The organism is Pseudomonas sp. G11 (assembly GCF_029457515.1).
Classification (GTDB): Bacteria; Pseudomonadota; Gammaproteobacteria; order Pseudomonadales; family Pseudomonadaceae; genus Aquipseudomonas; species Aquipseudomonas gorinensis.
This window is the reverse complement of record NZ_CP120377.1, coordinates 1,471,684-1,497,090: the sequence shown is the minus strand read 5'-3', so window position 1 is coordinate 1,497,090 and position 25,407 is coordinate 1,471,684. Positions and strand designations below refer to the sequence as shown.

Below are 25,407 nucleotides of genomic sequence, written 5' to 3'. Positions count from 1 at the left end.
ATGCTGAATGCACGCTTAACGCCGAGTCATGGCGTAAGACGGGGCAAAACTAGCACAGAGACGGGGAAATATCCGCTTCTACCTAGCCATTTGGTCAGCTTTATCGCTCTAAACCGTGAAAAAAAGGCATATACCCCGTCGGAGAGCATCCAAAACCCCTTCGACGCGTGTCTTGGCCAATGGGTGCGGTACACTGGGCAACTTTTCGGGGAGGCCAACCGCTCCCCGCTCAACCAGCCGAGAAGCCTATGCCGATCCGTCATTGCATCGTCCACCTGATCGACAAAAAACCCGACGGCACACCCGCAGTTCTCCACGCCCGCGACTCCGAGCTTGCCGAGTCGGCCGCTATCGAGAACATGCTTGCCGACCTCAACGAGAGCTACAACGCCAAACAAGGCAAGGCCTGGGGTTACTTCCATGCCGAGTCCGGCGCGCACCCGTTCAGTGGCTGGTTGAAGGACTATTTCGAAGGTGGCCAGGATTTCACTGCGTTCAGCCGCACCGCCGTCGAGCATCTGCAGAAGCTGATGGAAGAATCCAACCTCTCCACCGGTGGTCATGTGCTGTTTGCCCACTACCAGCAAGGCATGACCGACTACCTGGCCATCGCCCTGCTGCACCACAGCGAAGGCGTGGCGGTGACCGATGAGCTGGACGTGACCCCATCGCGCCACCTGGACCTGGGCCAGCTGCACCTGGCGGCGCGCATCAACGTCTCCGAGTGGCAGAACAACAAGCAATCCAAGCAGTACATCTCGTTTATCAAAGGCAAGAACGGCAAGAAGGTCTCGGAGTACTTCCGCGACTTTATCGGCTGCCAGGAAGGCGTCGACGGGCCGGGCGAAACCCGCACCCTGCTCAAGGCCTTCAGCGACTTCGTCGAAAGCGAAGACCTGCCGGACGAATCTGCCCGCGAAAAAACCAAGACCCTGGTGGATTACGCCAGCAGCCAGGCCAAGCTCGGCGAACCCATGGGCCTGGAAGAACTGTCGAGCTTGATCGATGAGGATCGGCCCAAGGCGTTCTACGACCATATCCGCAACAAGGATTACGGCCTGTCGCCGGAAATTCCCGCCGACAAGCGCACGCTCAACCAGTTCCGCCGCTTCACCGGCCGCGCCGAGGGCCTGTCCATCAGTTTTGAAGCGCACTTGCTGGGCGACAAGATCGAGTATGACGAAGCCGCCGGCACCTTGATCATCAAGGGCTTGCCGACCCAACTGACCGACCAGCTCAAGCGCCGTAACTGATGCTCGGCGGGGTCTTTAAAAAAGTCCTGCTGGTGTTGCTGGTGGTGGTCGTGATCCAGAACTGGGGCAAGGTCGAACGGCTGTTCAACCCGTCCCAGGTGGTCTCGGAGCAGACGCGGGCTTCGGCCCACGTTGTGCTGTATGCCACCCAATGGTGTGGCTACTGCAAGCAGATCCGCCGCTTCCTCGACCAGAAAGGCATTCCGTACCAGGCGCTCGATATCGAAAAGGACGCCCAGGCACGCCAGGCCTATGAAGCGTTGGGCGGCGGCGGGATTCCGTTCGTGGCGGTGAACGGCACGCTGATCCGCGAGTACAGCCCCGAGAAGATCATGGCCGCGCTGAAGTAATCAGCGCACCACGATCATTCGCCCCAGCAGGCTGTGCTGTTCGAAGCCCAATACCGCCTGCAACGCGTTCAGTACTGCCTGCGGGTCTTTGCTCGGGAAGCTGCCGCTGACCCGCTTGGCCCCCATCTCGTCGTTGAGCAGCACGATGCGGCCAGGGTAGTAACGGCCCAGGTCCTTGAGCACATCCGCCAGGGGCGCCTTGTAGTAGTTGAGCCAGCCGTCGCGCCAGGCCAGGCGCGATTCGCTGTCGACCGCGTGCAGGGGTTCTGCGACGCCTTCGGCGTAGGCCACTTGTTGCCCAGCCGTAAGAATTTGCTGCTGAGCCTGCCTGGAAGGTGTCACACCCACCCGTCCCGACAACACCGTGACCTGAGCCCCTGCCGCTTGCAGGCGCACTTCGAATTGCGTGCCCAGCACCCGCGCCTCACCACTGCCCGCCGCCACCACGAATGGCTCACCCGTGTGCGTCACGCTGAAAAAGCCTGCGCCGCGCCGCAGCTGGATATGCCGCTCGCCCTGGCTGAAATCCACGGCGATGGCGCTGTCGGCATCCAGGGTGACTTGGGACTGGTCGGCCAGGGTGACGGTCTTCACTTCCCCCGGCGCGCTCACATAATCGGCGCCAAAGTCATCGATCCAGCGCGACGGCTGCCAACCCGCGGCCATCGACACCATCACCAGCAGGCACGCGGCCGTGGCCAGCGCACCGGACCAGCGCACCACTCGCGAACGCCTGCTGGCGCTCATGGCATTGAGATAGCCCTGCAAGGCCAGGGCCTCTTCGTCGGCCAACAGGCGCGCCGGCACTTCGCTCAATTCCCACACCACCTGGGCCTGGGCATAGGCCTCCACATGCGCCGGGTCAGCCCGCAGCCAGCGGCTGAAGGTAGCCTGGTCGCCGCTGCTGGGCTGGTCGTGCAGCAGGCTCAGCCAGGCCAGTGCGGCGTGTTCCTGGTCGGGCGTGGGGGTGACGTTCACGGTGCTTTCCCTGGCGTGCGTGGAGGCGATGGCTCACGAAGGCTGGCTTTGCAGGCTTCGAGGGCACGCATCATATGTTTTTCCACCGCGCTTTGGGACAGCCCCATGGCCTTGGCGATGTCCGCGTACTTGCGGCCATGGATGCGGTTAAGCAGGAAAATATGCCGGGTGCGTTCCGGCAAACTGCGCAAGGCGGCCTCGACATGGCGCAGGTCGTTGCCCGCCTCCAATGCCGCCTGGGGTTCTGAACCCTGGTTATCCTGCTGCTCCGGCAGCCAGCCTTCGTTGCTGCGCACGCGGGCGCCTTCGCTGCGCAAGTGGTCGATGGCGATATTGCCGGCGCAGCGCAGCAAGTAGGTACTGAGCTCTTCAACCTGTACCAGGGGCCGGCGCCAGAAGCGCAGGAACAGGTCCTGCACCAGGTCGGCCGCCGTCGCGCGGCAACCCACGCGACGGCTGACCAGGGCTTCCATCTGCGAACGCTGGGACAGGAACACCTGTAGAAAATGTGCGCGCCCACCCGCCGCATCGGTGTGCGGGCTGTCCTGGGGTTCGGGTGGCGGGCTGATCATCATGGCGGGCTCAGAGCGTGGCGACGGCTGCAACGGGGCAGGCCAGCAGGCCGATGCCCGCCAGGTTCATGGCCAGCCTTGGCCGATACGGCAACAGCAACACCAGCAGTAATGCGCTGAGCATCAATACCGCGCACCACTGCACCAGGCCCTGGCCCCACCCCGCGATCACCACCGCAGGCCAAATCGACACCGTCAGCAGCAACCAGCCGGCGGCGCGTAACCCCAAGCGCCGACGCGGGGAGGGTTTGCTGTGCAGCAACTCGCCATGGTGACGATCGGTGGACAGGCACAACGCGGTGAACCCGGCGTAACACATCAGCAGAGCAACGAGCATTCAGTGCGCCTCCGGCTTGAGTTTGAGCGAAGGCACACCCTCGGCCTTGGATGGAAGCGCGGCACGGCGTTGCATCTTCCAGGCCGCCCAAGCCAGGAACACACCGCTGCCCAGGCACGTCAGGTCGAAGCCAGCCATGGCCCAATCGCCCCTGGCCAGGGACACCCCCAGGTGTTCGGAGGTGGTGATTGCGTTGAGCAAGGGTACGGCGACAAACAACAGCGCACCGACACTCAATTGCTCGACCCAGCCCTGGCGACCTCGACGCAACATGGCGTGCAACAGGCTCAGGCCCCAGGCAATAAAGAAGACCTGCACTTCCCAGGTGGAACGCTCGGCGACGCTCACCGGCAGCAAACGGTTAGCCCAGAAGAACGCGGCGATGGCGATCATCAGCCCGGACATGCTGGCGATGTTCAGCACCTCCACCAGTTTCAGCTCGAACGGCATCACGCCGCTTTTGACGTGCTTGAGCTGGCGTTTGCCCAGCCAGATCACCAGGCCGGAGCCAATCATGGCCGTGCCCGCCAGGCCGCAGATAAAGTACAACCAGCGCAGCACCGGGCCGGCGAAATGGCCCATGTGCAAGCCGTAGAAACTGCCGCCGATAACAGCGGGCAACGACGGCTCGCCACTGACACGCACCTGCTCTCCCGTGGTGCCGTTGAACGACACGATGCTGCCGAAGTCATGCACCACGCTGTCGGAACCGGCGCGGAACACATTCACCGACGCGTTCACGTCGCCGGGGTTATTCACCGCCACACGTCCGACATGACCGCCCGCCCATTGCTGCCGCGCCTGGACGTACATCGGTCCCAGGGGCAACAACTTACCTGGCTGGCCAAGGGCCGGCGCATTGTCGGTGGCCGGGAACACTTCGCTGAAGAACGCCCGGGTGTCGTCGCCATAAGAGGCCATGATCGGCGCCGGCATCACCATGCTCATGAAAATCACCAGGCTGCTGTAGGTGATCATCAGGTGAAAGGGCAACACCAACACGCCCACCGCGTTATGCCCATCGAGCCAGGAACGCTGGCCTTTGCGGGGGCGGAAGGTGAAGAAGTCCTTGAAGATTTTCTTGTGGGTGATGATGCCGGTGATCAAGGCGACAAACATCACCATCGCGGCAAAGGTCGACAGCCAGCGGCCCCACGGGTGAGGCATTTGCAACTGGAAGTGGAAGCGATAGAAGAATTCGCCGCCCATGCTTTCACGGACCTGCACCGGTTGACCGCTGACCGGGTCGAGGACTTTCTGGATAAAGTTGCCACGCTTGCCGGGGTCGACCTTGTCCTGCCACATCACCGACAAGCCGGGATCGCGGCTGTCGGGCAGGGTAATAAACCAGCGCGCAGCGGTAGGCGCCTGTCGCTCCAGATAGGCTTGCGCCACCGCGAGGCTGCGGGCGTCATCCACCCCATGCACCTGCACTTCAGGCTGCATCCAATGGGTGATCTCGTCTTTGAAATAGGACAAGGTGCCGGTCAGGAAAATCGCGAACAGCAGCCAGCCAAAGATCAACCCGACCCAGGTGTGCAACCAGGCCATGGCCTGGCGAAATCCCTCTTTCATGGGCGTGCCACCCACCAACCCGCGCCCGCCAGGGTGGCAAACAGGACGCAGGGCGCCATCACGCCCAGCCAGGCACGCCCGGCCGTGCGGCAGGCAAAGCACCACAGCACCGCCAGCAGATAGAACACAAACGAACTCATCATCCCCACGATCACCGCATCGGCACGGGACGTCGGCAGCCACAGCGCCAGGCAGATACTGGCCAGGGAAGCCATCAGATAACCGCCAACAACGGCGGCCAGCACCCGCGAGGTCACGGCGAGGCGATAGGAGACGGGCAGTGAGGTTTTGCTTTTCATGCGGGAGGCGCCAGGTTCGTCAGCGCGCAATATTAATGATAAATATTCTCATAAGCAAAACACAACGGATGAAACACCGGTGCGAGCGGATTGCCGAACCCCTTCCGGGGCCCTACAATGCGAACAATTCTTGTTCTCTAAAGCATGTCGATGCTTGCGGAGTGTTCACGTTGAGCCCGTCCCACACCGTCGAAGTCCTGTATCACGAGCATCATCACTGGCTCACCGGCTGGTTGCGACGCAAGCTCGGCTGCCCGCAAAGCGCGGCCGACCTGGCACAGGACACCTTTGTGCGCGTGCTGAGCGCGCGGGAAACCCCGACGCTGGTCGAACCGCGCGCCTTCCTCACCACCATCGCCAAGCGCGTGCTGTTCAACTTCTACCGCCGCCAGGACCTGGAGCGCGCCTACCTCGAGACGCTGGCACAGATGCCGGAACTGGTCGCGCCGTCGGAAGAAGAACGCGCCATCATCCTGCAAACCCTGTTGGAACTGGACCAACTGCTCGATGGCCTGCCCAACCGCGTCAAACGCGCATTCCTGCTGGCCCAGCTCGATGGCCTGACCTACGCGCAAATCGGCGCCGAACTGGGCATCTCCATCGCCACCGTCAAACGCCACCTGAATAAAGCCGCCATGCGCTGCTATTTCGCCCTATGAATTTCTCGACCCACATCGCCGAGCAAGCCGTGCACTGGTTGATGGAGATGCAGCAAGGCGCGCTCAGCCCGCGCCAGCAGGCGGCCTGGCAGCAATGGTTGAATGCCCACAGCGAACACCAACGGGCATGGGACCACATCCAGCGCGTCAACCAGCGCCTGCGCGACATGCCCTCGCCCCTGGCCCATGCGGCGTTGAACGCACCGAAATCCAGCAGCCGACGCCAGGCGCTGAAGCTGCTGTTGATCCTGGGTGCCGGCTCGGCTGCGGCCTGGAGCCTGCGCCAGCAACATATCCTGCCCCCCCTGAGCGCCGACTACCGTAGCCCCGTCGGCCAACGCCGCAAGGTGCAATTGGCCGACGGCAGCCAGTTGCAGCTCAATACCGGCAGCGCGGTGGATGTGCATTTCGATGGCCAGCAACGGCTGATCCGTCTGCTCGAAGGCGAGATCCTGCTGAACGGTGTCGCCGGCAACACACCGTTGCAGGTGCTCACCGGCCAGGGCCTGCTCAGCAGCCAGGCTGCTCGCCTGAATGTGCGCCAGTACAACGACCATACCCACATGGCAGTGTTCGAGGGCCGGGTCGAGGTGATGCCCAACCGCTACAGTGGCCTGCCGCTGACGGTCGAGGCCGCGCGCCAGGTGAATTTCACCCGCAAGGGTTGGGATACGCCACGCCCCACCGACGCCAACAGTGGCGCCTGGGCCGACGGCATGCTGGTGGCCGCGCATATGCGTCTGGAAGATTTCCTCGCCGAAGTGGGCCGTTACCGCCGAGGCCAGGTCAATTGCGATCCGCAAGTCGCCAACCTGCTGCTGTCCGGCAGCTATCCGTTGGACGACAGTGAACGCATTCTCGATCTGCTGGAGGTCAGCCTGCCGGTCAAGGTGCGGCGCTTTACCCGCTACTGGGTGACCGTTCAGGCACGCGCTTGAAGTATTGCGCGCAACCGTGAGCCGTTTTCCGCACCTCGCGTGACAGAGAAGGAAAGCCCCCTTGATCCTTCCTTCTCAGGACCGCTCTTCATGCCCCAGCAACCGCCCCTTCTCACCCGCACCTTGCGCCAACTGCTGCTAGGCGCCAGCCTCAGTTTTACCGCCCTGCCATCGGTAATGGCGGACGACACCAAGACCTATCAGATCGCGCCCGCCTCGCTGGAGACGGCGCTCAATCAATTTGGTCGCGAAGCCGGCGTGTTGATTTCCTTCGGTTCAGACGTCACAGCCGGCCTGCAGAGCCGTGGGCTGTCCGGCAACTACAGTGCCGCCGACGGGCTGCAAACACTGCTGGAAGGCACCGGCCTGCAAGCCCGCGCCGAAGGCGACAATGCCTACAGCCTGCAACCGGCCAATGCACCGACCACGTTGGAGCTCGGCACGTCCACTGTCGTCGGCGACTGGCTCGGCGACGCGGCGCAAGCCAATGTGTTCGAACACCCCGGCGCGCGTGACGTGATCCGCCGTGAGGCATTCGAACGCCAGGGCGCGACCCAGGCCAAGGACGTGCTCAACCGCATCCCCGGCGTCAATGCTCCGGACAATAACGGCACCGGTAGCCACGACATGGCGCTGAACTTCGGCATCCGCGGCCTCAACCCACGCCTGGCGTCACGCTCTACGGTATTGATGGACGGCATCCCCGTGCCGTTCGCGCCGTATGGCCAGCCGCAACTGTCGTTCGCGCCGATCAGCCTGGGCAACATGGACGCCGTGGACGTCGTACGCGGCGGCGGTGCGGTACGCTACGGCCCGCAGAACGTCGGCGGCGTGGTCAACTTCGTGACCCGTGCGATCCCGGATGCGCCCACCGTCAAAGGCGGCTTGCAGACCGAAACCAGCCCCTCCTCCAGCCACGATGGCTTCAAGAGCACCGCCAACCTGCTGGCCGGCGGCACCGCCGACAACGGCCTGGGCGGCGCGCTGCTGTACTCCGGTACCCGTGGCGGCGACTGGCGCGAAAACAGCAACACACGCATCGACGATCTGATCCTCAAGGGCAAATACCAGCTCGACGACGCCAACAGCTTCAATGCCATGGCGCAGTACTACGAAGGCCAGGCCGACATGCCTGGGGGCTTGAACGTCGCGGACTACAAGGCCGACCCGTATCAGTCGACCCGCCCCTACGACAAATTCTGGGGCCGCCGTACGATGTTCAACGTCGGCTATCGCTACGAGCAGGACCGCCGCGAGTTCACCGTCAACAGCTTCTTCACCAAGACCCTGCGCAGCGGCTACCTGGACCAGGGCACGTTCCTTTCGCTGTCGCCGCGCGAATATTGGGTACGCGGCCTGGAAACCCGCCTCGCCCAAGGCTTTGACCTGGGCCCCACCAGCCATGAAGTGGGCGTGGGCTATCGCTACATCAACGAAGCCGGGCATGAGTTGCGCTACCGCACGCCGATTTCCGCCAACAACCAGCAAATCCCCACCACTGACAGCCGCAACGACCGCGACACACGCGGCGGTACCGAAGCCAATGCATTCTTCGTCGATGATCGGATTGATATCGGCCGGTGGACCATCACCCCGGGCATTCGCTACGAGATGATCGAGTCCCAGCAGAGCAACAACCTGACCAACGTCAAATACAAAGGCGACTACAACACCGCCCTGCCGGCGCTCAATGTGCTGTATCACCTGACGGACGACTGGAACCTCTACGCCAACACCGAGGGCTCGTTCGGCAGTGTGCAGTACAGCCAGATGCCTAACCGCGTGACCAGCGGCGAAGTGAAACCGGAAAAAGCCCGCACCTGGGAACTCGGCACACGTTATGACAATGGCAGCCTGCGTGCGGAAATCGGCGCGTTCCTGATCAACTTCGACAACCAGTACGAAAGCAACCAGACCAACGATTCCGTGATCGCCCGTGGCCAAACCCGTCACCAGGGTATCGAGACCAGCATCAACTATGCCCTCGACGGCTTGAGCCCGGCGCTGGCCGGCTTCGATGTGTACGCCAGCTACGCCTACGTCGATGCAACCATCCGTGAAGACGGGCCGAACAAAGGCAACCGCGTGCCCTTCTCGTCCAAGCACAAAGGCACCCTGGGCGTGGGTTACACCGAAGGCCCGTGGAAACTCAACGTGGACAGCAGCTACCAAAGCAGCCAGTTCGCCGACAACGCCAACACCGAGGCCGAAACCGCCGACGGTGCCAATGGGCGCATCCCCGGCTACATGCTGCTCAGCAGCCGCGCGGCCTATGATTTCGGCCCGCAGCTGTCGGATTTGAATGTGGCGGTGGGCGTGAAGAACATCTTCAACAAGCAGTACTACACGCGCTCGTTCGACGATAACAACAAGGGCAAATACATCGGTGAGCCGCGCACGGTGTACCTACAGACCTCCATCGCGTTCTGACTGCTCGAGCGACAAACAGCCTGTGGCAAGCGGCGTGTGTTGTAGCCAGCAGGCTTGCTGTAGCGAACGGGCTTTGTTGTGGCGAGCGGGCTTTGTTGTGGCGAGCGGGCTTGCCCCGCGTTGGGCTGCGCAGCAGCCCCAATAAGAACGCTGCAGTGTGCCAGGTAGCTTCGGGGCTGTGTTTTGGGGCTGCTTCGCAGCCCAACGCGGGGCAAGCCCGCTCGCCACAACAAGCCCGCTCGCCACAGTAAACCCGCTCGCCACCCTGGTAATGCGCGCGCCTGATGGGCCGGCTCTAACTGCCCGCCAGGCAACTGGGCGTGCCTGCGACCAGGGCGTCGATGGCGCAGCGTGTTTTCGCCGGCATATGCGTGGCCGTGGGCCAAATCACATGGATCGGCGCGGGCTGGTCGCGGTAGCTCGGCAGGACCGCCTCCAGTTGCCCGCGCAGGACATAGTGCGCAATCAACCAACTCGGCAACCAGGCCAGGCCAACACCGGCGATAGCGGCATCGGCCACGGCCTGGAGGTCATCCATCATCAAGGGCGAAGCGACGCGCACACGGTGCGAGCGACCCTCGGCGTCATTCAACTCCCACTCCCGGCGCGGGGCACTGCAGCGGTAGGCGATACCGCGATGCCCGGCCAGATCCTCGATGCGCTCTATTGCCCCCACGCGCTGCAAATACGCCGGCGAGGCGGCAAGGCCGATGGCCTGCTCACCCAGGCGGCGGGCGCTGAGGCGATCGGTGTCGGGCAGCGCGCCGATGCGCACAGCCAGGTCGAAGCCTTCCTGGGCCACGTCGATCAGCCGGTCGGAGAAAGAAATCTCGATGTCCAACTCGGCAAATCGGTCCATCAGGCCCCAGAGTGCCGGCGCGGCGTAGTGGTGCCCGAACGCCAGTGGCAGGCTCGCCCTCAAGCGGCCGCGCGGCTGTTGCCGGCCGCTTTCCAGTACCGATTCGGCGGCCTCCAGTTCGGCCAGGGCGCGCAGGCAATGTTCGTAGTAAGCCTGGCCATCCTCGGTCAGGCGCTGGCGGCGGGTAGAGCGTTGCAACAGACAGGTTCCCAGGCGGGCCTCGAGGCGCGCCAGGCCTTTGCCGACGGCCGAGCGCGTGAGGTTGAGCCGTTCGGCGGCCTCGGTCAGGTTGCCGCTTTCGACAATCTGGAGAAACAGTTCAACGCCATCAAAACGCGGGGTGGCCATGGTGCAATTGTCGCCCTTGAGTCCCTTATAGAAAGAAAACTTATCACGAATAAAGAATCACATTCCCCTGAAAATAACGTGACACGTCATTCACAGGAGAATCCCATGCCACCCACCGCCACGTTAGCGGCCGTCAGCCCACCGCGCACCGCCAGGAATGGCCTGGCACTCACCGCCGTATGCCTGGTCGCGCTGATGTTCGGCCTGGAAATTTCCAGCGTGCCGGTCATCCTGCCCACCCTGGAACAACAACTGGGCACCGGCTTCCAGGATGCCCAATGGATCATGAACGCCTACACCCTGGCCTGCACCAGCGTGCTGATGGCCGCCGGCACCCTGGCTGACCGCTTTGGGCGCCGACGCATGCTGGTGCTGTGCCTGTGGTTGTTTGGGCTGGCGTCGTTGGCCTGTGGGCTGGCCGAGGATGCGTCGCTGCTGATCACCGCGCGGTTTGTCCAGGGCATCGGCGCAGGTGCGATGATGATTTGCCAGTTCGCCATCCTCTCGCACCTGTTCCGCGAACCCGCGGCGCGGGCACGGGCCTTTGCGATATGGGGGGTGATTGCCGGCGTGGGCCTGGGCTTCGGGCCGATGATCGGCGCATTGATCCTGGCGATGGCGGATTGGCGTTGGGTGTTCCTCGTGCATGTGCCGCTCACCCTGTTCACCTTGGTGCTGCTGCGCATCAGCGTGCAGGAGTCCCGCGACCCGGCCGCCCATCGCCTGGACATCGCCGGCATGCTCACCTTGACCCTGTCGGTGTTTGCCCTGGTGTACTTCATCACCCAAGGCAGCGAGCACGGCTTCGGCACACCCGCCATGCTCGGCTGGGCGGCTTTGTCGGGGCTCGGTTTGCTGCTGTTCATCACGGTCGAGCTTCGCAGTGCGCACCCGATGTTCGACTTCTCGGTGTTCCGCATCCAGCGTTTCAACGGCGCGTTGATGGGCTCAATCGGCATGAACTTCAGCTTCTGGCCGTTCATGATCTACTTGCCGTTGTACTTCCAGGCGGGCCTGGGTTACGACACCTTGACCACCGGCGCCGCGCTGCTCGCCTACACCCTGCCGACCTTGCTGGTACCGCCGTTGGCCGAGCCCCTGGCCCTGCGTTATGGCGCCGAACGTATTATTCCGCTGGGCCTGGGCCTGATGGCCGCAGGCTTCCTGGCCATGGCCGCGGTCAACGCGGCCGAGCACCCACGTATCGGGCTGGTGCTGCTCAGTTGCGTGATCGCCGGCGTGGGCCTGGCGCTGACCAACTCGCCCACCACCAACACCACCACCGGTTCGGTGTCGGCCGACCGGGCGGGCATGGCCTCGGGCATCGACCTCAGTGCACGGCTGATCACCCTGGCCCTCAACATCGCGCTGATGGGGCTGGTGCTGTTGCTGGGGATCAGCCATCGACTGGCCGAGGTGTTGCCTGCAACCACGGCAATGGATTGGCCGGCTATCAGCCAACACATCGCCGCAGGAAAGTTGCAGTCGACGGGGCTGGCATTCAACGATGCCCAGGCGGCCCTGCGCCACGGCGCCGGTTGGACGATGTTGTTTGCCGGGTTGGGGGCTGGTGGGCTGGCGATGCTGAGCCGGTATTTTTTCCGACGCGGCGGCTAAACGAAAACGGGCCTGCAGATGCAGGCCCGTTTGTAGGAGGATGAAAAAACGGTCAGCCGTTGATGACAGCGTTTTCGTTTTCCAGGAATTCCTGTTCCAGCGCGTCTTCATTCACTTTGTTGATTGGCTGGTTTTTAGCGGCAGCGCGGGGCTTGCCTTGCAGTTTGCCGAACAAATGTTCCAACGCATGATCCAGTTTGGTCGCTGCACCGTCGATCGCCTGCTCCAGGGTATCGGCCTTATGCAGTACCGAAAGCGGTTGATGGCCCTTTGGCCGTGCTTCCAGGCGGCAACTTAAATCGTGGGGACCGGGCTTGTCGCCGTTCTCATCCCGCAGGTAGACCTCAACGCGGGTCAGGTCCTCTTCATAACGTTCGAGCGTGCTTTCAATGGTATTACGTACCCACTCCTCCAGTCGGATGCTGCTTTCAATATGGTTATCGCTATTGACTTGGATTTGCATAGTTCTTCCCTTATTTCAGCTAGCTCGCGAGAGATCACAAACTGCAACACCGGGGTGGTGAAACCATGACCTCTTGATTACACAATTGAGCACTCAGAAGAACATTTCAAGCCCTTTGCAAAGATAAATCCTACATTACAAATTAACCCTGACTACGAGCAAAAACGCTGGTAGGGTGGGGAGTTAGTTACATCTTCTTACTTCCCCGCGATCGTTATAATTGCCCCTCTCCCCATGGGTGCAATCCGCGAAAAATCCCCCCCAGTATCGAACGTGTTCGTCGTGGTGATTGGGCTGATTGCGCTGTCTGCGATCATTTTCTCTGTATTGCCCTGAAACGACGCACAGCACGCCAGCACAACATAGCACAACGGCGGGAAGGGCTTGTTTGCGCTGACGGTGGTTCAGCCGAGTATTCATTGGCTGATCCACCGTCATCCGGAGCAAGCCCCCTCCCACATTCTGATTTCAACGCCTGGGAGGTCGCTGTACGGCACGCCCCTTGCTGTATGGCTGATGAGGCAAACGGATGTTGTGAAACCTCAGCGACGGAGTGGCCGGTGGTCAGGCAACGCGAACTAATCCAGACGCCGGTCGTCAATGACTGCATGTTCTTATCAGGCGGTAACGCACCATGGACAACCCTTTTCAGATCATCACCGACACGTTCACCCCTCAATACCGGGTCAACCTGAGCATCCAGCGGCTGGATGGCAGCATCATGCTCACCCTCTCCAACGAGAAGGGGGTGGTGGCCAAGCGCATGATCAGCGCCGAACAACGCAACGACCCGCAACGGCTCAAACGCCTGGTGCAAAGCATCCAGTTCGGCATTGCCATCGAGCAGGGCCATAGCGCCATGGAAATCCTGGCGGTGATGACGGACGGGGACAGTCACAAACTATTGCAGCGACCGCCCACCCGTGCCCTGCCTTTCAGCATCGGGCTTTAAAGCTCGCCCTTCTCGGTTTCCAGGTTCGCCTCGCCCTTGCGACGCGGGCCTTCGACCTTCACCGAAGGGAACGCCGACGAGGCATAGCGCACCACCAGGATCGAGAACGCCAGCAGCAGAATCCCGCCGCACAGGTAGATGATGCCGATGTCCGGCGGGTTGTGGTGGGACACGTTGGAGATCAACAGGCGCGTCAGCGCGGTGATCGCCACGTAGATCAGGAAACGCACCGGCATGTGGTTGGTCTTGAAATAAATCCCGACCATGGCCCCCAATTCCAGGTAGATGAACAGCAGCAAGATGTCATCGATCTTGATGTGCCCGTTCTCCAGCATCCCCAGGAACTCCATCACCGCCGCCCAGGCGGTCACCGCACCAATGGCGAACAACGCCAGGTAGTGGAACGACTCGACAAACAGATTACCCAGGGACTCGGCCAGCCCATGGACGTTCTGGCGTAGCTTTTCGGCCCAGTTGAATTTCACGATGATACTTCCTTAGGTCGGTTCGACCGGATAATGCGGTTTGGACATGACGGTTGTTCTGCATGCAGAAAAAAGGCCAGGGTAGGCATGAGATGATGGCGGGATGACATGAGGCACGTCATTCGAAAACGGATTTATCAAGGCCATTGAGGACGGTAAACCCTGGGATGTTTCCAGCGAAATCCCGGCAGGTGGTCAGAAATCTCAGTTGTAGCAATCTCCCACTTAGCAGCTACATTGAAAATCCTGCTATCCAAACCCGCGCGTTTGGCATATGCTTTTCGCTGTATATAGATACAGTAGTAGCAAAAGACAACTATCGTGAAGGCATGTGAGGTGGTGAATGGCCGTCGAAGTGGTATACCGCAGCAGCCGAGATCTGGAGCGTTTGTTCATGGATAAAGCCGAAGCTGACCGTCATGACAAGATGCTTGAACTCGCCGAGTTGCTAGCAGAAGTGTTGCAAAAAGCCGTGCCGTCCCTGAGTGAGCAGCAGGTTGAAGAGGCCGGGATCTACATGGCGAAGAACCGCGATGTATTTGCCAAGGCGTTCAAGAGCCAGCCGGACGCGTTGTCCGAGTTGCTCAACGCCGCGGCGGAATAAAGCCCGAATTGAACAGGCCCTGAATCATCGATTCAGGGCCTTTTTAATGCCTGGTTATTGGTAGAGCAGGCGCTCGGCCAATTCGTCCGCCACCCGTGCCGGGGAGCGTTTTTCGGCCTGGGCGTGGGCGAATATTTCGGTCAAGCGCGTGCCGATGTTCGACAGGTGTGCGGTGATGGTCGGCAGCTCCGCGCCGCTGTGCTTGAGGGCAACGTAGATCAGGCCGCCGGAGTTGATCACGTAGTCCGGGGCATAGAGGATGCCGCGCCCTTCCAACTGGTCGGCCACTTGCAGGTTGGTCAGTTGTGCGCTGGCGGAGCCGGCCACGGCGGCGCAGCGCAGTTGGCCGACGCTGGTGCGGTTGAACACAGCGCCGAGGCCGCAGGGCGCGAGGATGTCGCAGGGCGTGCTGAGCAAGGCGTCGTTGGCAATGGGGTGCGCGCCGAGTTGCTCCATGGCCAGTTGCACCTTGCCGTGGTCGATGTCGCTGACCAGCAGTTCGGCGCCAGCGGCGTGCAGTTGTTCAGCCAGGGCGAACCCGACATTGCCCAGGCCCTGGATCGCCACGCGCAAGCCCTCAAGGTTGTCGCTGCCCAGGCGCGCCATGGCAGTGGTGCGAATGCCGGCGAACACCCCCATGGCAGCATGGGGCGCAGGGTCGCCGGCCGCCGTGGTGCTGGTGACGAAGCGGGTGTGTTGGGCAATGCAGTCCATGTCGGCCACCGACGTGCCGCTGTCGATGGCGGTGAGGTAGCGGCCATTGAGTTGCTCGATGCACCGGCCGAAGGCTTCGAACAGCGCCGCCCGGCTTTCCACATGGGCGGGGCGCTGGATCACGGCCGTGCCGCCGCCCACCGGCAACCCGGCCAGGGCGGCCTTGTAGCTCATGCCTTGGGCCAGGCGCGCGGCATCGGCGACGGCCGTTTCGTGATCGGGGTAGGCAAGGTAGCGACAGCCGCCCAAAGCGGGTCCCAGGCGGCTGTTGTGGATGGCGATGACCGCCTTCAACCCCGTCACCGGGTCAATGCTCAGGTGCAGCGATTCAAGGCGGTAGCTGTGCATGAGAGCAAACATCGTCGAGCTCCCGAATCACGTCTGGTGTCGCCAAGTATAGGCTTGCGGTAGAAAACTGCCGAAGTGCACTGGAATAAGCCGCCCGGTTTTGCAGGCCCTGCGACATAAGCAGATAGGATCCTTCTCAAGCCACTGGACGAAAATTCACAGCAAGGCTAAAACGGAGGCATCCGTCGGAGAACGCAATGAAGCCGCGCCAAGCTTTTTTCGCCTGCCTGGAACGTTCACCCCCCGCGCTGTTTGAAGCAGCACTGTGGATTGCTGCCGAACATGACCCGGCGGTGCAGCCGTTGGTGATCCTGCAGGACCTGATCTCGCTGGAACAACAGGTGAATGTGGGCATGCCCATGCTACCGGCGGATGAGCTCGGTCAACCGCTGCTGCGGCGCATGAATGACCTGGGGTTCGCCCAGGACGAATTCACCCCGCTGCGCCCCGCTGCTGCCTTGCTGGACAAGGTGCTGCAACGCAAGCGCGGGCAACCGTTGGCCATGGGCCTGATCGCGATGGAGCTGGCGCGGCGCCTGAATATTCCCATGGTCGGCGTCAACTTCCCCGGCCACTTCCTGCTGCGAGTCCCCGGCGCCGATCACCTGCTCGATCCGTGCGGCGGTCGGCGCCTCTACCCCAATGATTGCCGCGAGCTGCTGCAACGCCAATATGGCCCCAACCTCAAGTTGCAATCAGACCACCTGCACACCGCCGAACCCCGTTCGATCCTGCAACGCCTGTCACGCAACCTGCGCCAACTGCACCTCTCCAATGACGATCCGCTGGCGGCCCTGGTCGACGCCGAACGCGTGCTGGAACTGGGCAATGCCAGCGCCGCCGACTACCTGGCGCGCGCCAGCCTGTACCAACGCCTGGACTGCCCCAGCGCCGAACGCTTCGACCTGGAACATGCGCTGCTGCTCAGCGAAGACCCGATCCAGCGCCTGCGCCTGACCGAGCGGCTGGGGCACCTGCCCCCCAACTCCGTGGTGCATTGAACACCCTCTTTCCAGGAACACACCGTCCTGTGGCGAGCGGGCTTGCCCCGCGTTGGGCTGCGCAGCAGCCCCAATAAGAGCGCTGCAGTGTGCCAGGCAGCTCCGGGACTGTGTTTTGGGGCTGCTGCGCAGCCCAACGCGGGGCAAGCCCTAATGCCGTTCAGTTAAGGTTTTTTTGTAGGAGCGAGCTTGCTCGCGAAGAACTCACAGACGCCGCGTTCATTCAGGAAACACGCGTTATCGTTGACGTTTTTCGCGAGCAAGCTCGCTCCTACAGAAGGCGATGTCCGCTTAACTGAACGGCATTAGGGCAAGCCCGCTCGCCACAACAAGCCCGCTCGCCACAGTGATATTGCTCGCTGTAAATGCAGTATCGGGCTGGCTATCAGTGATTTAGGGGCCACCAGTGCTCTGTACAAGTCTCAAGCGTCATGGAGTATCAGGTTGGTTCGCCGGATGCGCCTGCACAAACGCCGGATGTTGCTCCGCCAACGCCGCCACTCGCCCGATGCGCGGGTACGCCGCCAGCGGGACCTTGAAACGCTGCGCCGCGTACAACTGCGGGATCAAGAACACATCCGCCAGCCCCGGCTGCTCGCCAAAGCAAAAACCCTGATCGCCAATCAACTGCTCGACGGCAGCCAGGCCCTGGCTGATCCAATGACCGATCCATTCCAGCACTTGAGCCTCATCATGCCCCCACTGGCGCAGCAGGTTCTGGGTACTGGAGTTGTGCAGCGGGTGGATATCGCAGCCGATGATCGAAGCCACCCCGCGCGCATGGGCACGGGTCGCCAGGTCCTGCGCCAGCAGCGGCACCTGTGGATAACGTTCCTCCAGGTACTCGATGATCGCCAGGGATTGAATCAACAGCTCGCCGTCATCCGTGCGCAAGGCCGGCACACGGCCTTGCGGGTTGATCGCCAGGTACGCGGGCTGGTGATTGGCACCGCCAGGCGGCACCAGCAGGTTGACCGGTACAGCGCTGTAATCCAGGCCCTTGAGGGCCAGGGCAATACGCACCCGGTACGATGCGGTGGAGCGGTAGTAGGTATAAAGTTCCATTGCCCTGCCCTCCTAGCGCGCCGCAACCACGGTGCCACGGCATTCGCCAAACCCGATGGACGCAAAGCCTTCGCGGCTGCAGCGGGCGCGCAGGATGACTTCGTCGCCGTCCTCGAGGAATCGGCGCACTTCGCCGGAAGGCAGTTCGACCCCTTTCTTACCGCCCTCGGTCATCTCCAGCAGGCTGCCGAACTGCCCGGCTTCGGGCCCAGACAACGTGCCCGAACCGAACAGGTCACCGGCCTGCAACTGGCAGCCGTTGACGCTGTGGTGCGCCACCAATTGCGCGACGGTCCAGTACATATGCAGGGTGTTGCTCAGGGCCAGGCGATGGGCTGGCAGGTTGTGTTCGCGCATCGCGGCCGTGGTCAGCAGCACTTCCAGTTCGATATCGAAGGCGCCCGCCGCCTGGTCGCGTTGATCCAATAGGTACGGCAACGGTTGCGGGTCACCCTCAGGCCGCGCCGGTTGTGCCTTGCGAAACGGCTCCAGGGCTTCGGCCGTGATCACCCAGGGCGAGATGCTGGTGATAAAGCTCTTGGACAGGAACGGCCCCAGCGGCTGGTATTCCCAGGCCTGGATATCCCGCGCCGACCAGTCGTTGAGCAGGCAGAAACCGGCGATGTGGTCTGCCGCATCGCCAATGGCAATCGAATCGCCCATCGCATTGCCCTGGCCGATCCAGATACCCAGCTCCAACTCATAATCCAGGCGCGCGCAGGGACCGAATGTCGGCTCGGCCTGGCCGGCTGGCAAGGTCTGGCCTTTGGGACGACGCACGTCGGTGCCGGAGGGGCGAATGGTCGAGGCGCGGCCGTGATAACCAATCGGCACGTACTTGTAGTTGGGCAGCAAGGGGTTGTCGGGGCGGAACAATTTGCCGACATTCTGCGCATGCTCAATGCCGACGTAGAAGTCGGTGTAGTCGTTGATCTTCGCCGGCAAGTGCATCTGGCAATCGGCGACGCGGTGTAGCACTTGGGCCTCACGCGCTTGCAGCGGGCTGCCCTCCCCCAGTAATTCCAACAGGCGCTCGCGCAGGGCCATGCGCGGGCCACGGCCCAGTTCGAAGAAGGCATTCAACTGTCCGCCGGTGGTGGCATCGACGGCGCGAAGCGCTTCGCCGTCAAACGCATCGCGCACGGCCAGCAGGTCGAGAATACAGTCGCCAATCGCCACGCCACTGCGCGGTGCCGAGCCATGGATACTGAACACGCCCAGCGGCAGGTTTTGCAGGGGGAAGTCGCGGTGACCATTGGCACTGGCGACCCAGCTGCGGGCAAGCGTTGGTTGCGTCATGGGTTATCTCCGGTTCGGGTTGAAGGTGGCGGGCAGCGAGGCCCAGCACGCGTCATAAGCGGGTTGCAGTTGCGGGCATTCCAGGGCGAACTGGGTCGGGCGCAGCACTTGGCTGGTCTCGAACATAAAGGCCATGGTGTTATCGATCTTGTGGGGCGCCAGCTCGACATTGATGGCCTTGGTGCAGGTCTCGCCATCCGGGCCGTGGGCGCTCATGCAGCTGTGCAGCGATGCACCGCCGGGCAGGAAACCGTCGGCCTTGGCATCGTAGACGCCCTGGATCAGGCCCATGTATTCGTTCATCAGGTTGCGGTGGAACCACGGTGGCCGGAAGGTGTTCTCGGCCACCATCCAGCGCGGTGGGAAGATCACAAAGTCGAGGTTGGCCAAGCCATGCACACTGGTGGGCGAGGTCAATACGGTGAAGATCGACGGGTCGGGGTGATCGAAGCTCACGGTGCCGATCGTGTTGAAGCGACGCAGATCGTATTTGTACGGCACATTGTTACCGTGCCAGGCCACCACGTTCAGCGGCGAGTGGTCCAGCTCGCAGGCCCACAGTTCACCGAGGAATTTCTGCACCAGGGTGGTGGGCTGCTTGAGGTCTTCGTAATGGGCGACGGGGCTCAGGAAGTCGCGGGGATTGGCCAGGCCATTGCTGCCAATCGGCCCCAGGTCCGGCAGGCGCAGCGGTGCGCCATGGTTCTCGGCGACGTAGCCACGCGCTTGCGCATCCAGCAATTCGACGCGGAACTTCAGGCCGCGCGGCAGTACGACGATTTCCAGCGGCTCGACCTCCAGCACCCCCAGTTCGGTGGCGATACGCAAGCGGCCCTGCTCAGGCACGATCAACAGCTCGCCGTCGGCGTTGAAGAACACGCGCTCCATCGATCGGTTGGCGCGGTAGTGGTAGATGCTGATGCCCGCCGGTTTTTCCGACGCGCAATTGGCGACCATGCCGACAAGTCCCTCGATAAAATCCGTCGGCTCGCTCGGCAGCTCCAGCGGGTTCCAGCGCAGGCGATTGGGCGTGACCGCCCCCAGCGGGCCACCGGCCAATTGCCGCTCCAGCTTGACGAACGCCGGGTGGTTGGCCGACGGCTGGATGCGGTACAGCCAGGTACGGCGCGCTTCGCTGCGCACCATGGTGAAGGCCGTGCCGGAAAACAGTTCGGTGTAGAGACCGTAGGGCGCTTTTTGCGGGGAGTTCTGGCCGACGGGCAGCGCGCCGGGTAGGGCTTCGCTGGCGAATTCATTGCCGAAGCCCGAGAGGTATTCGAGGTTCATGGATCATCCTCTAGCGGAAGTTGTTTTTATCGTAATCCAGTTACGCATAACGTAATTTGATCACTGCCGACCGTCAAGCTATAAAGACGCCCACTCATCTCTCGGATTCCCGCCCCTCCATGGAAAAGCCCCGCGACACCGGTAAACAGAAAGTCCGCTCGGCCGAAGTGGGCACCGATATCCTCAAGGCCCTGGCCGAACTGTCGCCCTCCACCTCGCTGTCGCGCCTGGCCGAACATGTGCAGATGCCGGCGAGCAAGGTGCACCGCTATCTCCAGGCGTTGATCGCCTCCGGTTTTGCCGAACAGAACACCGCCACCAACCATTACGGCCTGGGCCGCGAAGCCTTGCGCGTGGGCCTGGCCGCCCTGGGCAGTATGGACGTGTTGAAAGTCGGCGCCCTGCCCCTGGCCGAACTGCGCGACGAATTGAATGAAACCTGCTTCCTGGCGGTGTGGGGCAACCAGGGCGCGACCGTGGTGCAGATCGAGCCGGCGGTGCGCGCCGTGACGGTGGTGACGCAACTGGGCTCGGTACTGCCGCTGCTCAGCTCGTCCACCGGGCTGGTGTTCAGTGCCTTCCTGCCGTCGCGGGAAACCGTCGAATTGCGTGAACGCGAGATCGAGGCTGGCATCGCCCATGCCCTGGCCGACGACCAGGCTTATGCCCTCACCTGCGAACAGATCCGCCAGCGCGGCCTGCACTTTGTGCATGGCCTGCTGATGCCGGGGGTGGATGCATTGTCGGCGCCGGTGTTCAACGCGGTTGGCCAGGTGGCTGCAGTGATGACCGTGGTCGGCCCCACCTCACTGTTCCACGCCGACGAAGATGGCCCGGCGGCGCAGCGCTTGCTGGCGGCGACCCGGGCCGTGAGTTGGCGGATGGGCTACCAGCCCTGAGCTAGTCGTGCCACTGGGCCAGGGCAAGTGCCAGGCGGTTCTCGAGGGTGCGGATGGGGGCTGCGTCGCTGATGTAGTTATTGCTGATCATTGAAAACACCAGGCGCCGTCCCTCACTGTCGGTAATGTATCCGCTCAGTGATGACACACCGCCCATGGAGCCGGTCTTGGCGTGCAGGTTGTTTTCGGCGGCGGTGCCCCGCAGGCGATAACGCAGGCTGCCGCCGGTCATGCGCTCGGCATTGCCGGCAATCGGCAAGGCGTTGTACCAGGCGTCGAACCAGGATTGTTTCGAAGCGGCCAGCAACAGGTCGGTGAGATTTTGCGCCGACACCAGGTTGCGCCGCGACAAACCGGAGCCATCCACCTGGCTGAGCGTCGCCGGGTCCATGCCCTGGCGCTGCATAAACGCCGCGACTGCCGCCACGCCCGCCACCGCCGTGCCCGCATTGGAGGTTTTGCGGCCCATGGCCTTGAGCAGGGCTTCGGACATGTTGTTGTTCGAAAGCTTGAGCAGCGGCGTGATCAAATCTTGCAACGGCGCCGATCGATGCTCCGCCAACAGCGTCGCCGTCGCTGGGCTCACGCCCCCGAACACACGAGGGCCTAACACCTGGATACCCTGCTGCGCCAGCGCCTGCTCAAACAGATTGGCCACCAGTTGCGTCGGTTCCCACACACTCACCCACTGCCGGCTTTGCTTTCCCGGCGCCAGTGCACCGCTGAGTTGCAGCAGGTTGGTGCCGTGCTGGCGAGTGATGGCGTAGTTGTTGCCCGCGCCGCTCACCGCACGATTGCTGAGTTGCACATAGTCGGTGGCCGGGCTGATCGACACACTCACCGGCTGGCCGGCACTGAGCGGCGCCTTGGCGGTGACCAGCAAGGTGCCGGCATCAAAATCCGTATCGGGTGACACCGTCAGCGCCGAAATCTGCGCACCGTAGTAGGTGCTTTCGTCGTCCTGGGCCCAGTCGACGCCGAGGCGCTCGGTATCGAACCAGGTGTCATCGAACACCAAGTCACCCGATACCTGACGCACACCTTGGCTGGCCAACTGCGCGGCCAGGGCCTGGTAGTCGGCGAACTGCGTTGTCGGGTCACCCAGGCCACGCAGGTACAGGTTGCCGATCAGGCGCTCGCCCTGGCGGCGGCCGTCGCTCAACAGTTGCGTGGAAAACCGGTAGTCCGGCCCGAGCACGTCCATCGCCGCCGCCGTGGTCAGCAGCTTGAGGTTGGACGCGGGAACCAAGCGCGTGCGCGGATTGTGCTGGTAGAGCGTGGTGCCGCTGCGGGCATCGCGCACCATGACGGAAACCGTGGAGCCGTTCAGGGCAGGATCGGCCAGCAGGTGATCGAGTGTTGATGGTGTGGAAGGCGGCGAAACACTCGCACAGCCCCCCAGTAAAAAACTCACGTACAGCAGGTGTAGCCATCGCCCAAAGTGCATCAGTACTGTGTTCCGCAAAGCCATTAGTGGCCGCAACGCTAACAGCTCCGTACTCCTGTGGCGAGCGGGCCTGTTGTGGCGAGTTGGCTTGCCACAACAAGCCTGCTAGCCATAACAAGCCTGCTAACCCCAACAAACCCGCCAGGCTTTAGAACTCCAGGGTGCTGGACACCGACACCTGCCGCGCATCACCTATCGACACGAAGTAGCGGCTGGCCGCCGAGGTGTAGTAGGTGCGGTCGAACAGGTTCTTCACGTTGAACTGGAACTTGACCTTCTGCCCGTCGATCTTGGTGTCATAGGTGGCAAACGCGTCGGCCACGGTGTAGCCCGGCAAATCGAAGTCGTTGGCGGCATCGCCTGCGCGCTCGCCGACGTAGCGCGCTCCGGTCCCCACCCGCAACTGGTCGCCACCGAAAATAGTGCCGAAGTCATAGGCCACCGACAACGAACCGGTGTGCCTGGCCACGTTTTGCAGGCGGTTGCCTTGCAGCGTCGGGTCGTTGTCCTTGACGTCTTCGGCGTCGGTGAAGGCATAGCTGCCGATCAGGCTCCACTTGTCGGTCAACTGGCCGCTGGCGTCCAGTTCCAGGCCACGGGAACGCACTTGCCCGGCAATGCTGTAGATCGTGTTGGCACCGGAGCCCACCGACACCAGCACATTGCGCTTGTCGATGTTGAACAACGCCACGCTGGCAGTCACGCGCCCAGGTATGTCGAGCTTGGCCCCCAGTTCCCAGGACTTGGATTCCTCCGGCGTGAGGTCGCCGGTCAACGTGCTGCCATCGGCCAAGGCGGCGATGGTGGAGTTGGGTTTGAACGACTCGGTGTAGCTGCCGTAGAACGACAGCTCATCAGTGTAGCGATACACCAGGCCGGCCCGCGGCACCCAGGCCTGGCCATTGCCATCGGTGTTGGCCTTGAACGGCACGCCCTTGCCGGCGTATTGGTCATACATCTGGTAGCGCACACCGCCCACTAGAATCCACTGGTCGGTCAGGTGAATGGCGTCCTGGAAGAACAGCGAGTCGCTGCGCAACAGGTCGGTCTGGGCACTGTCGGCGGCGCTGACGGTGGTGCCCGCGACTTCGTTGCCATACACCGGGTTGTTGTAGTTGAACGTGCCGCGCGAGTTCTGGCGGATCAGGTCGGCGCGGTAGATCTTGCGGTATTCGTCATCCAGGCCGAACACCAGGTCATGCTGCATGCCCAGCACGTTCACCTTGCCTTCCAGGCTGGCCGTGGTGAAACGGTCGGTGGTGATCGCGCCCCGGGTGCCGTCCATTCTGCGGGTCAGGGTGCCATCGTCATTCACTGCGCTGACGCGCACTTGGCTGGCGTCGTAGGTTTCACGGTTCCAGCTGTAGCCGAAATGCGCCTTCCAGTCGTCGTTGAGGTCGTGGTCGGCCTCGAAACGGTACAGGTCGGAACGGCCCTCCATGTTGTTGAACGGTTCGTCCAGGCGCCGCGTGGAGGGGATGTCCAGTGGGTGGTTGGACTTGTCGATCGCGGTGCCACGGTCGAACGGCGAGAGGAATTCACGGTGCTCGTAGGCGAACAGCAGCTTGGTGGTGTCGCCGTACCAGGCCAGGGACGGCGCCACCAGCGATTCGCGGTGGGTGCCGAAGTTGCGCCAGTAGTCTTCGTCTTCATGGTCGACGATCAAGCGATAAGCGAGGCCCGAATCACCGATGGGGCCGGTGGTATCGAGGTTGCCACCGCTGCCGTTCTTGCCATCGCCAAAGGTGGAACCGCGCACGGTCAGAGCGGTGGATTGGCTCAGCTCGGGCTTTTTGCTGACGATATTGACCACGCCGCCCGGGTCCTGGATGCCGTACAGCAGCGACGATGGCCCCTTGAGCACTTCAACGCGTTCTGCCGTGGCGTTCAGCGCGCGGCCCTGCACCACCGGCATGCCGTCTTGCATGATCGAGCCGTTACGGTTGTCGCCAAAGCCACGCAGCATTACCGCGTCCTGGGTGCTGGCCAGGGTGTTGGCCTGGGTGATGCCGCTGATATTGGCCAGGGCGTCATCCAGGTTGCGCGGGGTCTGGTCGCGCAACACTTGGGCGGGTACGACGTTGACGGTCTGCGGGGTTTCCAGCAGCAAAGCATGGGAGCGCATCACCGAACTGGTGGGCGGAGGCTGGTAGCTGGTGCTGTCCTGGGCCTGGCCGACACCGCTGATGGTGGTCGCGCCGAGGTTCACCGCACCGTCGGTGGGCAGCGGTTCCAGGGCCAGGGTGCGCGCGTCGATCTGGCGGAAGGTCAAGCCGGAGCCGCCCAGCAAGCGTTGCAGGGCCTGGGTGGCGCTCATCGGCCCACTGACCGCCGGGGCGTTGAGACCATAGGGGGCTTCATCGGTGTAGATCACGCTGATGCCGGTCACCCGGCTGAAATCGCTCAGCGCCTGGGGCAGCGGCTTGGCGGCCTGGGCAAAGTTGAACTGGGCGCTTTGCTGCTCCTGCGCCTGCGCCACGCTCAAGGGCAGCAATGCCAGCCCAGACACCGTCAATACCGAGGCTCCCAGCCACTGTTTTACCCAACCGCCCGCCGTCGACTTCATGCTGTGAGAACCCGTGTAGAAAACGCTGTTAATGCGAATAGATCGCAGTTTCAAGCACTACA

Annotated in this window: 24 protein-coding genes; 10 read left to right on the top strand and 14 right to left on the bottom strand. The window is 62.6% G+C overall.

Annotation, left to right across the window (positions count from 1 at the left end):
* Positions 1-248: 248 nt before the first annotated feature.
* Entirely contained in the window at positions 249-1,253 is a 1,005-nt protein-coding gene (yejK, locus tag P2T68_RS06795; RefSeq protein ID WP_024073612.1) for a nucleoid-associated protein YejK, read from the top strand.
* Positions 1,253-1,603: a glutaredoxin family protein gene (locus P2T68_RS06790; protein ID WP_024073611.1), complete on the top strand. Its 351-nt coding sequence runs from the start codon at positions 1,253-1,255 to the stop codon at positions 1,601-1,603. The genes yejK and P2T68_RS06790 overlap by 1 nt, the downstream gene beginning before the upstream one ends.
* On the opposite strand, the gene P2T68_RS06785 is transcribed toward P2T68_RS06790, so the two are convergent.
* The 5 genes from P2T68_RS06785 to P2T68_RS06765 are packed head-to-tail and all read right to left on the bottom strand — an operon-like array spanning position 1,604 to position 5,364.
* Positions 1,604-2,581, bottom strand: a complete 978-nt coding sequence (locus P2T68_RS06785) for a FecR family protein (RefSeq protein ID WP_024073610.1) — start codon at positions 2,579-2,581, stop codon at positions 1,604-1,606.
* Positions 2,578-3,156 (bottom strand): RNA polymerase sigma factor, encoded by a 579-nt coding sequence (locus P2T68_RS06780; RefSeq protein ID WP_024073609.1) that lies wholly within the window; start codon positions 3,154-3,156, stop codon positions 2,578-2,580. Before P2T68_RS06780 ends, P2T68_RS06785 begins: the two co-directional genes overlap by 4 nt.
* Positions 3,157-3,163: 7 nt before the next feature.
* The gene (locus P2T68_RS06775; protein ID WP_024073608.1) at positions 3,164-3,490 is read right to left on the bottom strand and encodes a DUF3325 domain-containing protein; all 327 of its coding nucleotides are present in this window, start codon (positions 3,488-3,490) and stop codon (positions 3,164-3,166) included.
* Complete coding sequence (locus tag P2T68_RS06770) at positions 3,491-5,065, bottom strand: PepSY-associated TM helix domain-containing protein (RefSeq protein ID WP_277379176.1); 1,575 nt, start codon at positions 5,063-5,065, stop codon at positions 3,491-3,493.
* Positions 5,062-5,364 carry a DUF3649 domain-containing protein gene (locus tag P2T68_RS06765; RefSeq protein WP_024073606.1) on the bottom strand — a complete coding sequence of 101 codons (303 nt, stop codon included), beginning with the start codon at positions 5,362-5,364 and terminating at the stop codon, positions 5,062-5,064. The genes P2T68_RS06770 and P2T68_RS06765 overlap by 4 nt, the downstream gene beginning before the upstream one ends.
* A gap of 170 nt (positions 5,365-5,534) precedes the next feature.
* On the opposite strand from P2T68_RS06765, the gene P2T68_RS06760 reads away from it, so the two are divergent.
* The 3 genes from P2T68_RS06760 (at position 5,535) to fecA (ending at position 9,391) form a co-directional block, all read left to right on the top strand.
* Complete coding sequence (locus P2T68_RS06760; RefSeq protein WP_024073605.1) at positions 5,535-6,023, top strand: sigma-70 family RNA polymerase sigma factor; 489 nt, start codon at positions 5,535-5,537, stop codon at positions 6,021-6,023.
* A complete protein-coding gene (locus tag P2T68_RS06755; RefSeq protein WP_277379175.1) occupies positions 6,020-6,961 on the top strand; it encodes a FecR domain-containing protein in 942 nt (313 codons plus the stop codon). The genes P2T68_RS06760 and P2T68_RS06755 overlap by 4 nt, the downstream gene beginning before the upstream one ends.
* A 90-nt stretch (positions 6,962-7,051) precedes the next feature.
* A complete protein-coding gene (gene fecA, locus P2T68_RS06750; protein WP_277379174.1) occupies positions 7,052-9,391 on the top strand; it encodes a TonB-dependent Fe(3+) dicitrate receptor FecA in 2,340 nt (779 codons plus the stop codon).
* A gap of 295 nt (positions 9,392-9,686) precedes the next feature.
* Here the strand turns inward: fecA and P2T68_RS06745 are convergent, their stop codons facing one another.
* Positions 9,687-10,598 (bottom strand): LysR family transcriptional regulator, encoded by a 912-nt coding sequence (locus P2T68_RS06745; RefSeq protein ID WP_024073602.1) that lies wholly within the window; start codon positions 10,596-10,598, stop codon positions 9,687-9,689.
* A 105-nt stretch (positions 10,599-10,703) separates the two neighbouring features.
* On the opposite strand from P2T68_RS06745, the gene P2T68_RS06740 reads away from it, so the two are divergent.
* The gene (locus P2T68_RS06740) at positions 10,704-12,215 is read left to right on the top strand and encodes an MFS transporter (protein ID WP_168232412.1); all 1,512 of its coding nucleotides are present in this window, start codon (positions 10,704-10,706) and stop codon (positions 12,213-12,215) included.
* A 52-nt stretch (positions 12,216-12,267) separates the two neighbouring features.
* Here the strand turns inward: P2T68_RS06740 and P2T68_RS06735 are convergent, their stop codons facing one another.
* Positions 12,268-12,678, bottom strand: a complete 411-nt coding sequence (locus P2T68_RS06735; RefSeq protein WP_024073600.1) for an HPF/RaiA family ribosome-associated protein — start codon at positions 12,676-12,678, stop codon at positions 12,268-12,270.
* 634 nt (positions 12,679-13,312) lie between these two features.
* Between P2T68_RS06735 and P2T68_RS06730 the strand changes: the two genes are divergently transcribed.
* Complete coding sequence (locus tag P2T68_RS06730) at positions 13,313-13,630, top strand: DUF3509 domain-containing protein (RefSeq protein ID WP_024073599.1); 318 nt, start codon at positions 13,313-13,315, stop codon at positions 13,628-13,630.
* Here P2T68_RS06730 and P2T68_RS06725 read toward each other — a convergent pair.
* A complete protein-coding gene (locus P2T68_RS06725; RefSeq protein ID WP_024073598.1) occupies positions 13,627-14,115 on the bottom strand; it encodes a phosphate-starvation-inducible PsiE family protein in 489 nt (162 codons plus the stop codon). The genes P2T68_RS06730 and P2T68_RS06725 overlap by 4 nt on opposite strands.
* A gap of 343 nt (positions 14,116-14,458) precedes the next feature.
* Here P2T68_RS06725 and P2T68_RS06720 point away from each other — a divergent pair, with 343 nt between their 5' ends.
* Positions 14,459-14,719: a YebG family protein gene (locus P2T68_RS06720; protein WP_003171979.1), complete on the top strand. Its 261-nt coding sequence runs from the start codon at positions 14,459-14,461 to the stop codon at positions 14,717-14,719.
* 54 nt (positions 14,720-14,773) lie between these two features.
* On the opposite strand, the gene P2T68_RS06715 is transcribed toward P2T68_RS06720, so the two are convergent.
* Positions 14,774-15,793 (bottom strand): Glu/Leu/Phe/Val dehydrogenase dimerization domain-containing protein, encoded by a 1,020-nt coding sequence (locus P2T68_RS06715; RefSeq protein WP_277379173.1) that lies wholly within the window; start codon positions 15,791-15,793, stop codon positions 14,774-14,776.
* A 185-nt stretch (positions 15,794-15,978) separates the two neighbouring features.
* Here P2T68_RS06715 and P2T68_RS06710 point away from each other — a divergent pair, with 185 nt between their 5' ends.
* Positions 15,979-16,782 carry a transglutaminase family protein gene (locus P2T68_RS06710; RefSeq protein ID WP_024073596.1) on the top strand — a complete coding sequence of 268 codons (804 nt, stop codon included), beginning with the start codon at positions 15,979-15,981 and terminating at the stop codon, positions 16,780-16,782.
* A 429-nt stretch (positions 16,783-17,211) separates the two neighbouring features.
* Here the strand turns inward: P2T68_RS06710 and maiA are convergent, their stop codons facing one another.
* From maiA to hmgA, 3 genes are read right to left on the bottom strand one after another with little or no spacing between them, the layout of a single operon-like run.
* Positions 17,212-17,847: a maleylacetoacetate isomerase gene (gene maiA / locus P2T68_RS06705; RefSeq protein WP_069075311.1), complete on the bottom strand. Its 636-nt coding sequence runs from the start codon at positions 17,845-17,847 to the stop codon at positions 17,212-17,214.
* Between the two features lie 12 nt (positions 17,848-17,859).
* Complete coding sequence (fahA, locus tag P2T68_RS06700; protein ID WP_277379172.1) at positions 17,860-19,146, bottom strand: fumarylacetoacetase; 1,287 nt, start codon at positions 19,144-19,146, stop codon at positions 17,860-17,862.
* A 3-nt stretch (positions 19,147-19,149) separates the two neighbouring features.
* Positions 19,150-20,433 carry a homogentisate 1,2-dioxygenase gene (gene hmgA / locus P2T68_RS06695; protein ID WP_024073593.1) on the bottom strand — a complete coding sequence of 428 codons (1,284 nt, stop codon included), beginning with the start codon at positions 20,431-20,433 and terminating at the stop codon, positions 19,150-19,152.
* Positions 20,434-20,552: 119 nt separating this feature from the next.
* On the opposite strand from hmgA, the gene P2T68_RS06690 reads away from it, so the two are divergent.
* Positions 20,553-21,332, top strand: a complete 780-nt coding sequence (locus P2T68_RS06690; RefSeq protein ID WP_024073592.1) for an IclR family transcriptional regulator — start codon at positions 20,553-20,555, stop codon at positions 21,330-21,332.
* Between the two features lies 1 nt (position 21,333).
* Here P2T68_RS06690 and dacB read toward each other — a convergent pair whose 3' ends face one another.
* Together dacB and P2T68_RS06680 are read right to left on the bottom strand one after the other, a co-directional pair.
* The gene (gene dacB / locus P2T68_RS06685) at positions 21,334-22,779 is read right to left on the bottom strand and encodes a D-alanyl-D-alanine carboxypeptidase/D-alanyl-D-alanine-endopeptidase (protein ID WP_277379170.1); all 1,446 of its coding nucleotides are present in this window, start codon (positions 22,777-22,779) and stop codon (positions 21,334-21,336) included.
* Positions 22,780-22,927: 148 nt separating this feature from the next.
* Complete coding sequence (locus tag P2T68_RS06680; protein WP_277379169.1) at positions 22,928-25,345, bottom strand: TonB-dependent receptor; 2,418 nt, start codon at positions 25,343-25,345, stop codon at positions 22,928-22,930.
* Positions 25,346-25,407: the final 62 nt, after the last annotated feature.

Coding starts and splice junctions, on each gene's coding strand:
- yejK (WP_024073612.1), top strand. CDS start 249: ATGCCGATCCGTCATTGCATCGTCCACCTGATCGACAAAAAACCCGAC.
- P2T68_RS06790 (WP_024073611.1), top strand. CDS start 1,253: ATGCTCGGCGGGGTCTTTAAAAAAGTCCTGCTGGTGTTGCTGGTGGTG.
- P2T68_RS06780 (WP_024073609.1), bottom strand. CDS start 3,156: ATGATGATCAGCCCGCCACCCGAACCCCAGGACAGCCCGCACACCGAT.
- P2T68_RS06775 (WP_024073608.1), bottom strand. CDS start 3,490: ATGCTCGTTGCTCTGCTGATGTGTTACGCCGGGTTCACCGCGTTGTGC.
- P2T68_RS06770 (WP_277379176.1), bottom strand. CDS start 5,065: ATGAAAGAGGGATTTCGCCAGGCCATGGCCTGGTTGCACACCTGGGTC.
- P2T68_RS06765 (WP_024073606.1), bottom strand. CDS start 5,364: ATGAAAAGCAAAACCTCACTGCCCGTCTCCTATCGCCTCGCCGTGACC.
- P2T68_RS06755 (WP_277379175.1), top strand. CDS start 6,020: ATGAATTTCTCGACCCACATCGCCGAGCAAGCCGTGCACTGGTTGATG.
- fecA (WP_277379174.1), top strand. CDS start 7,052: ATGCCCCAGCAACCGCCCCTTCTCACCCGCACCTTGCGCCAACTGCTG.
- P2T68_RS06745 (WP_024073602.1), bottom strand. CDS start 10,598: ATGGCCACCCCGCGTTTTGATGGCGTTGAACTGTTTCTCCAGATTGTC.
- P2T68_RS06740 (WP_168232412.1), top strand. CDS start 10,704: ATGCCACCCACCGCCACGTTAGCGGCCGTCAGCCCACCGCGCACCGCC.
- P2T68_RS06735 (WP_024073600.1), bottom strand. CDS start 12,678: ATGCAAATCCAAGTCAATAGCGATAACCATATTGAAAGCAGCATCCGA.
- P2T68_RS06730 (WP_024073599.1), top strand. CDS start 13,313: ATGGACAACCCTTTTCAGATCATCACCGACACGTTCACCCCTCAATAC.
- P2T68_RS06720 (WP_003171979.1), top strand. CDS start 14,459: ATGGCCGTCGAAGTGGTATACCGCAGCAGCCGAGATCTGGAGCGTTTG.
- P2T68_RS06715 (WP_277379173.1), bottom strand. CDS start 15,793: ATGTTTGCTCTCATGCACAGCTACCGCCTTGAATCGCTGCACCTGAGC.
- P2T68_RS06710 (WP_024073596.1), top strand. CDS start 15,979: ATGAAGCCGCGCCAAGCTTTTTTCGCCTGCCTGGAACGTTCACCCCCC.
- maiA (WP_069075311.1), bottom strand. CDS start 17,847: ATGGAACTTTATACCTACTACCGCTCCACCGCATCGTACCGGGTGCGT.
- fahA (WP_277379172.1), bottom strand. CDS start 19,146: ATGACGCAACCAACGCTTGCCCGCAGCTGGGTCGCCAGTGCCAATGGT.
- hmgA (WP_024073593.1), bottom strand. CDS start 20,433: ATGAACCTCGAATACCTCTCGGGCTTCGGCAATGAATTCGCCAGCGAA.
- P2T68_RS06690 (WP_024073592.1), top strand. CDS start 20,553: ATGGAAAAGCCCCGCGACACCGGTAAACAGAAAGTCCGCTCGGCCGAA.
- dacB (WP_277379170.1), bottom strand. CDS start 22,779: ATGCACTTTGGGCGATGGCTACACCTGCTGTACGTGAGTTTTTTACTG.
- P2T68_RS06680 (WP_277379169.1), bottom strand. CDS start 25,345: ATGAAGTCGACGGCGGGCGGTTGGGTAAAACAGTGGCTGGGAGCCTCG.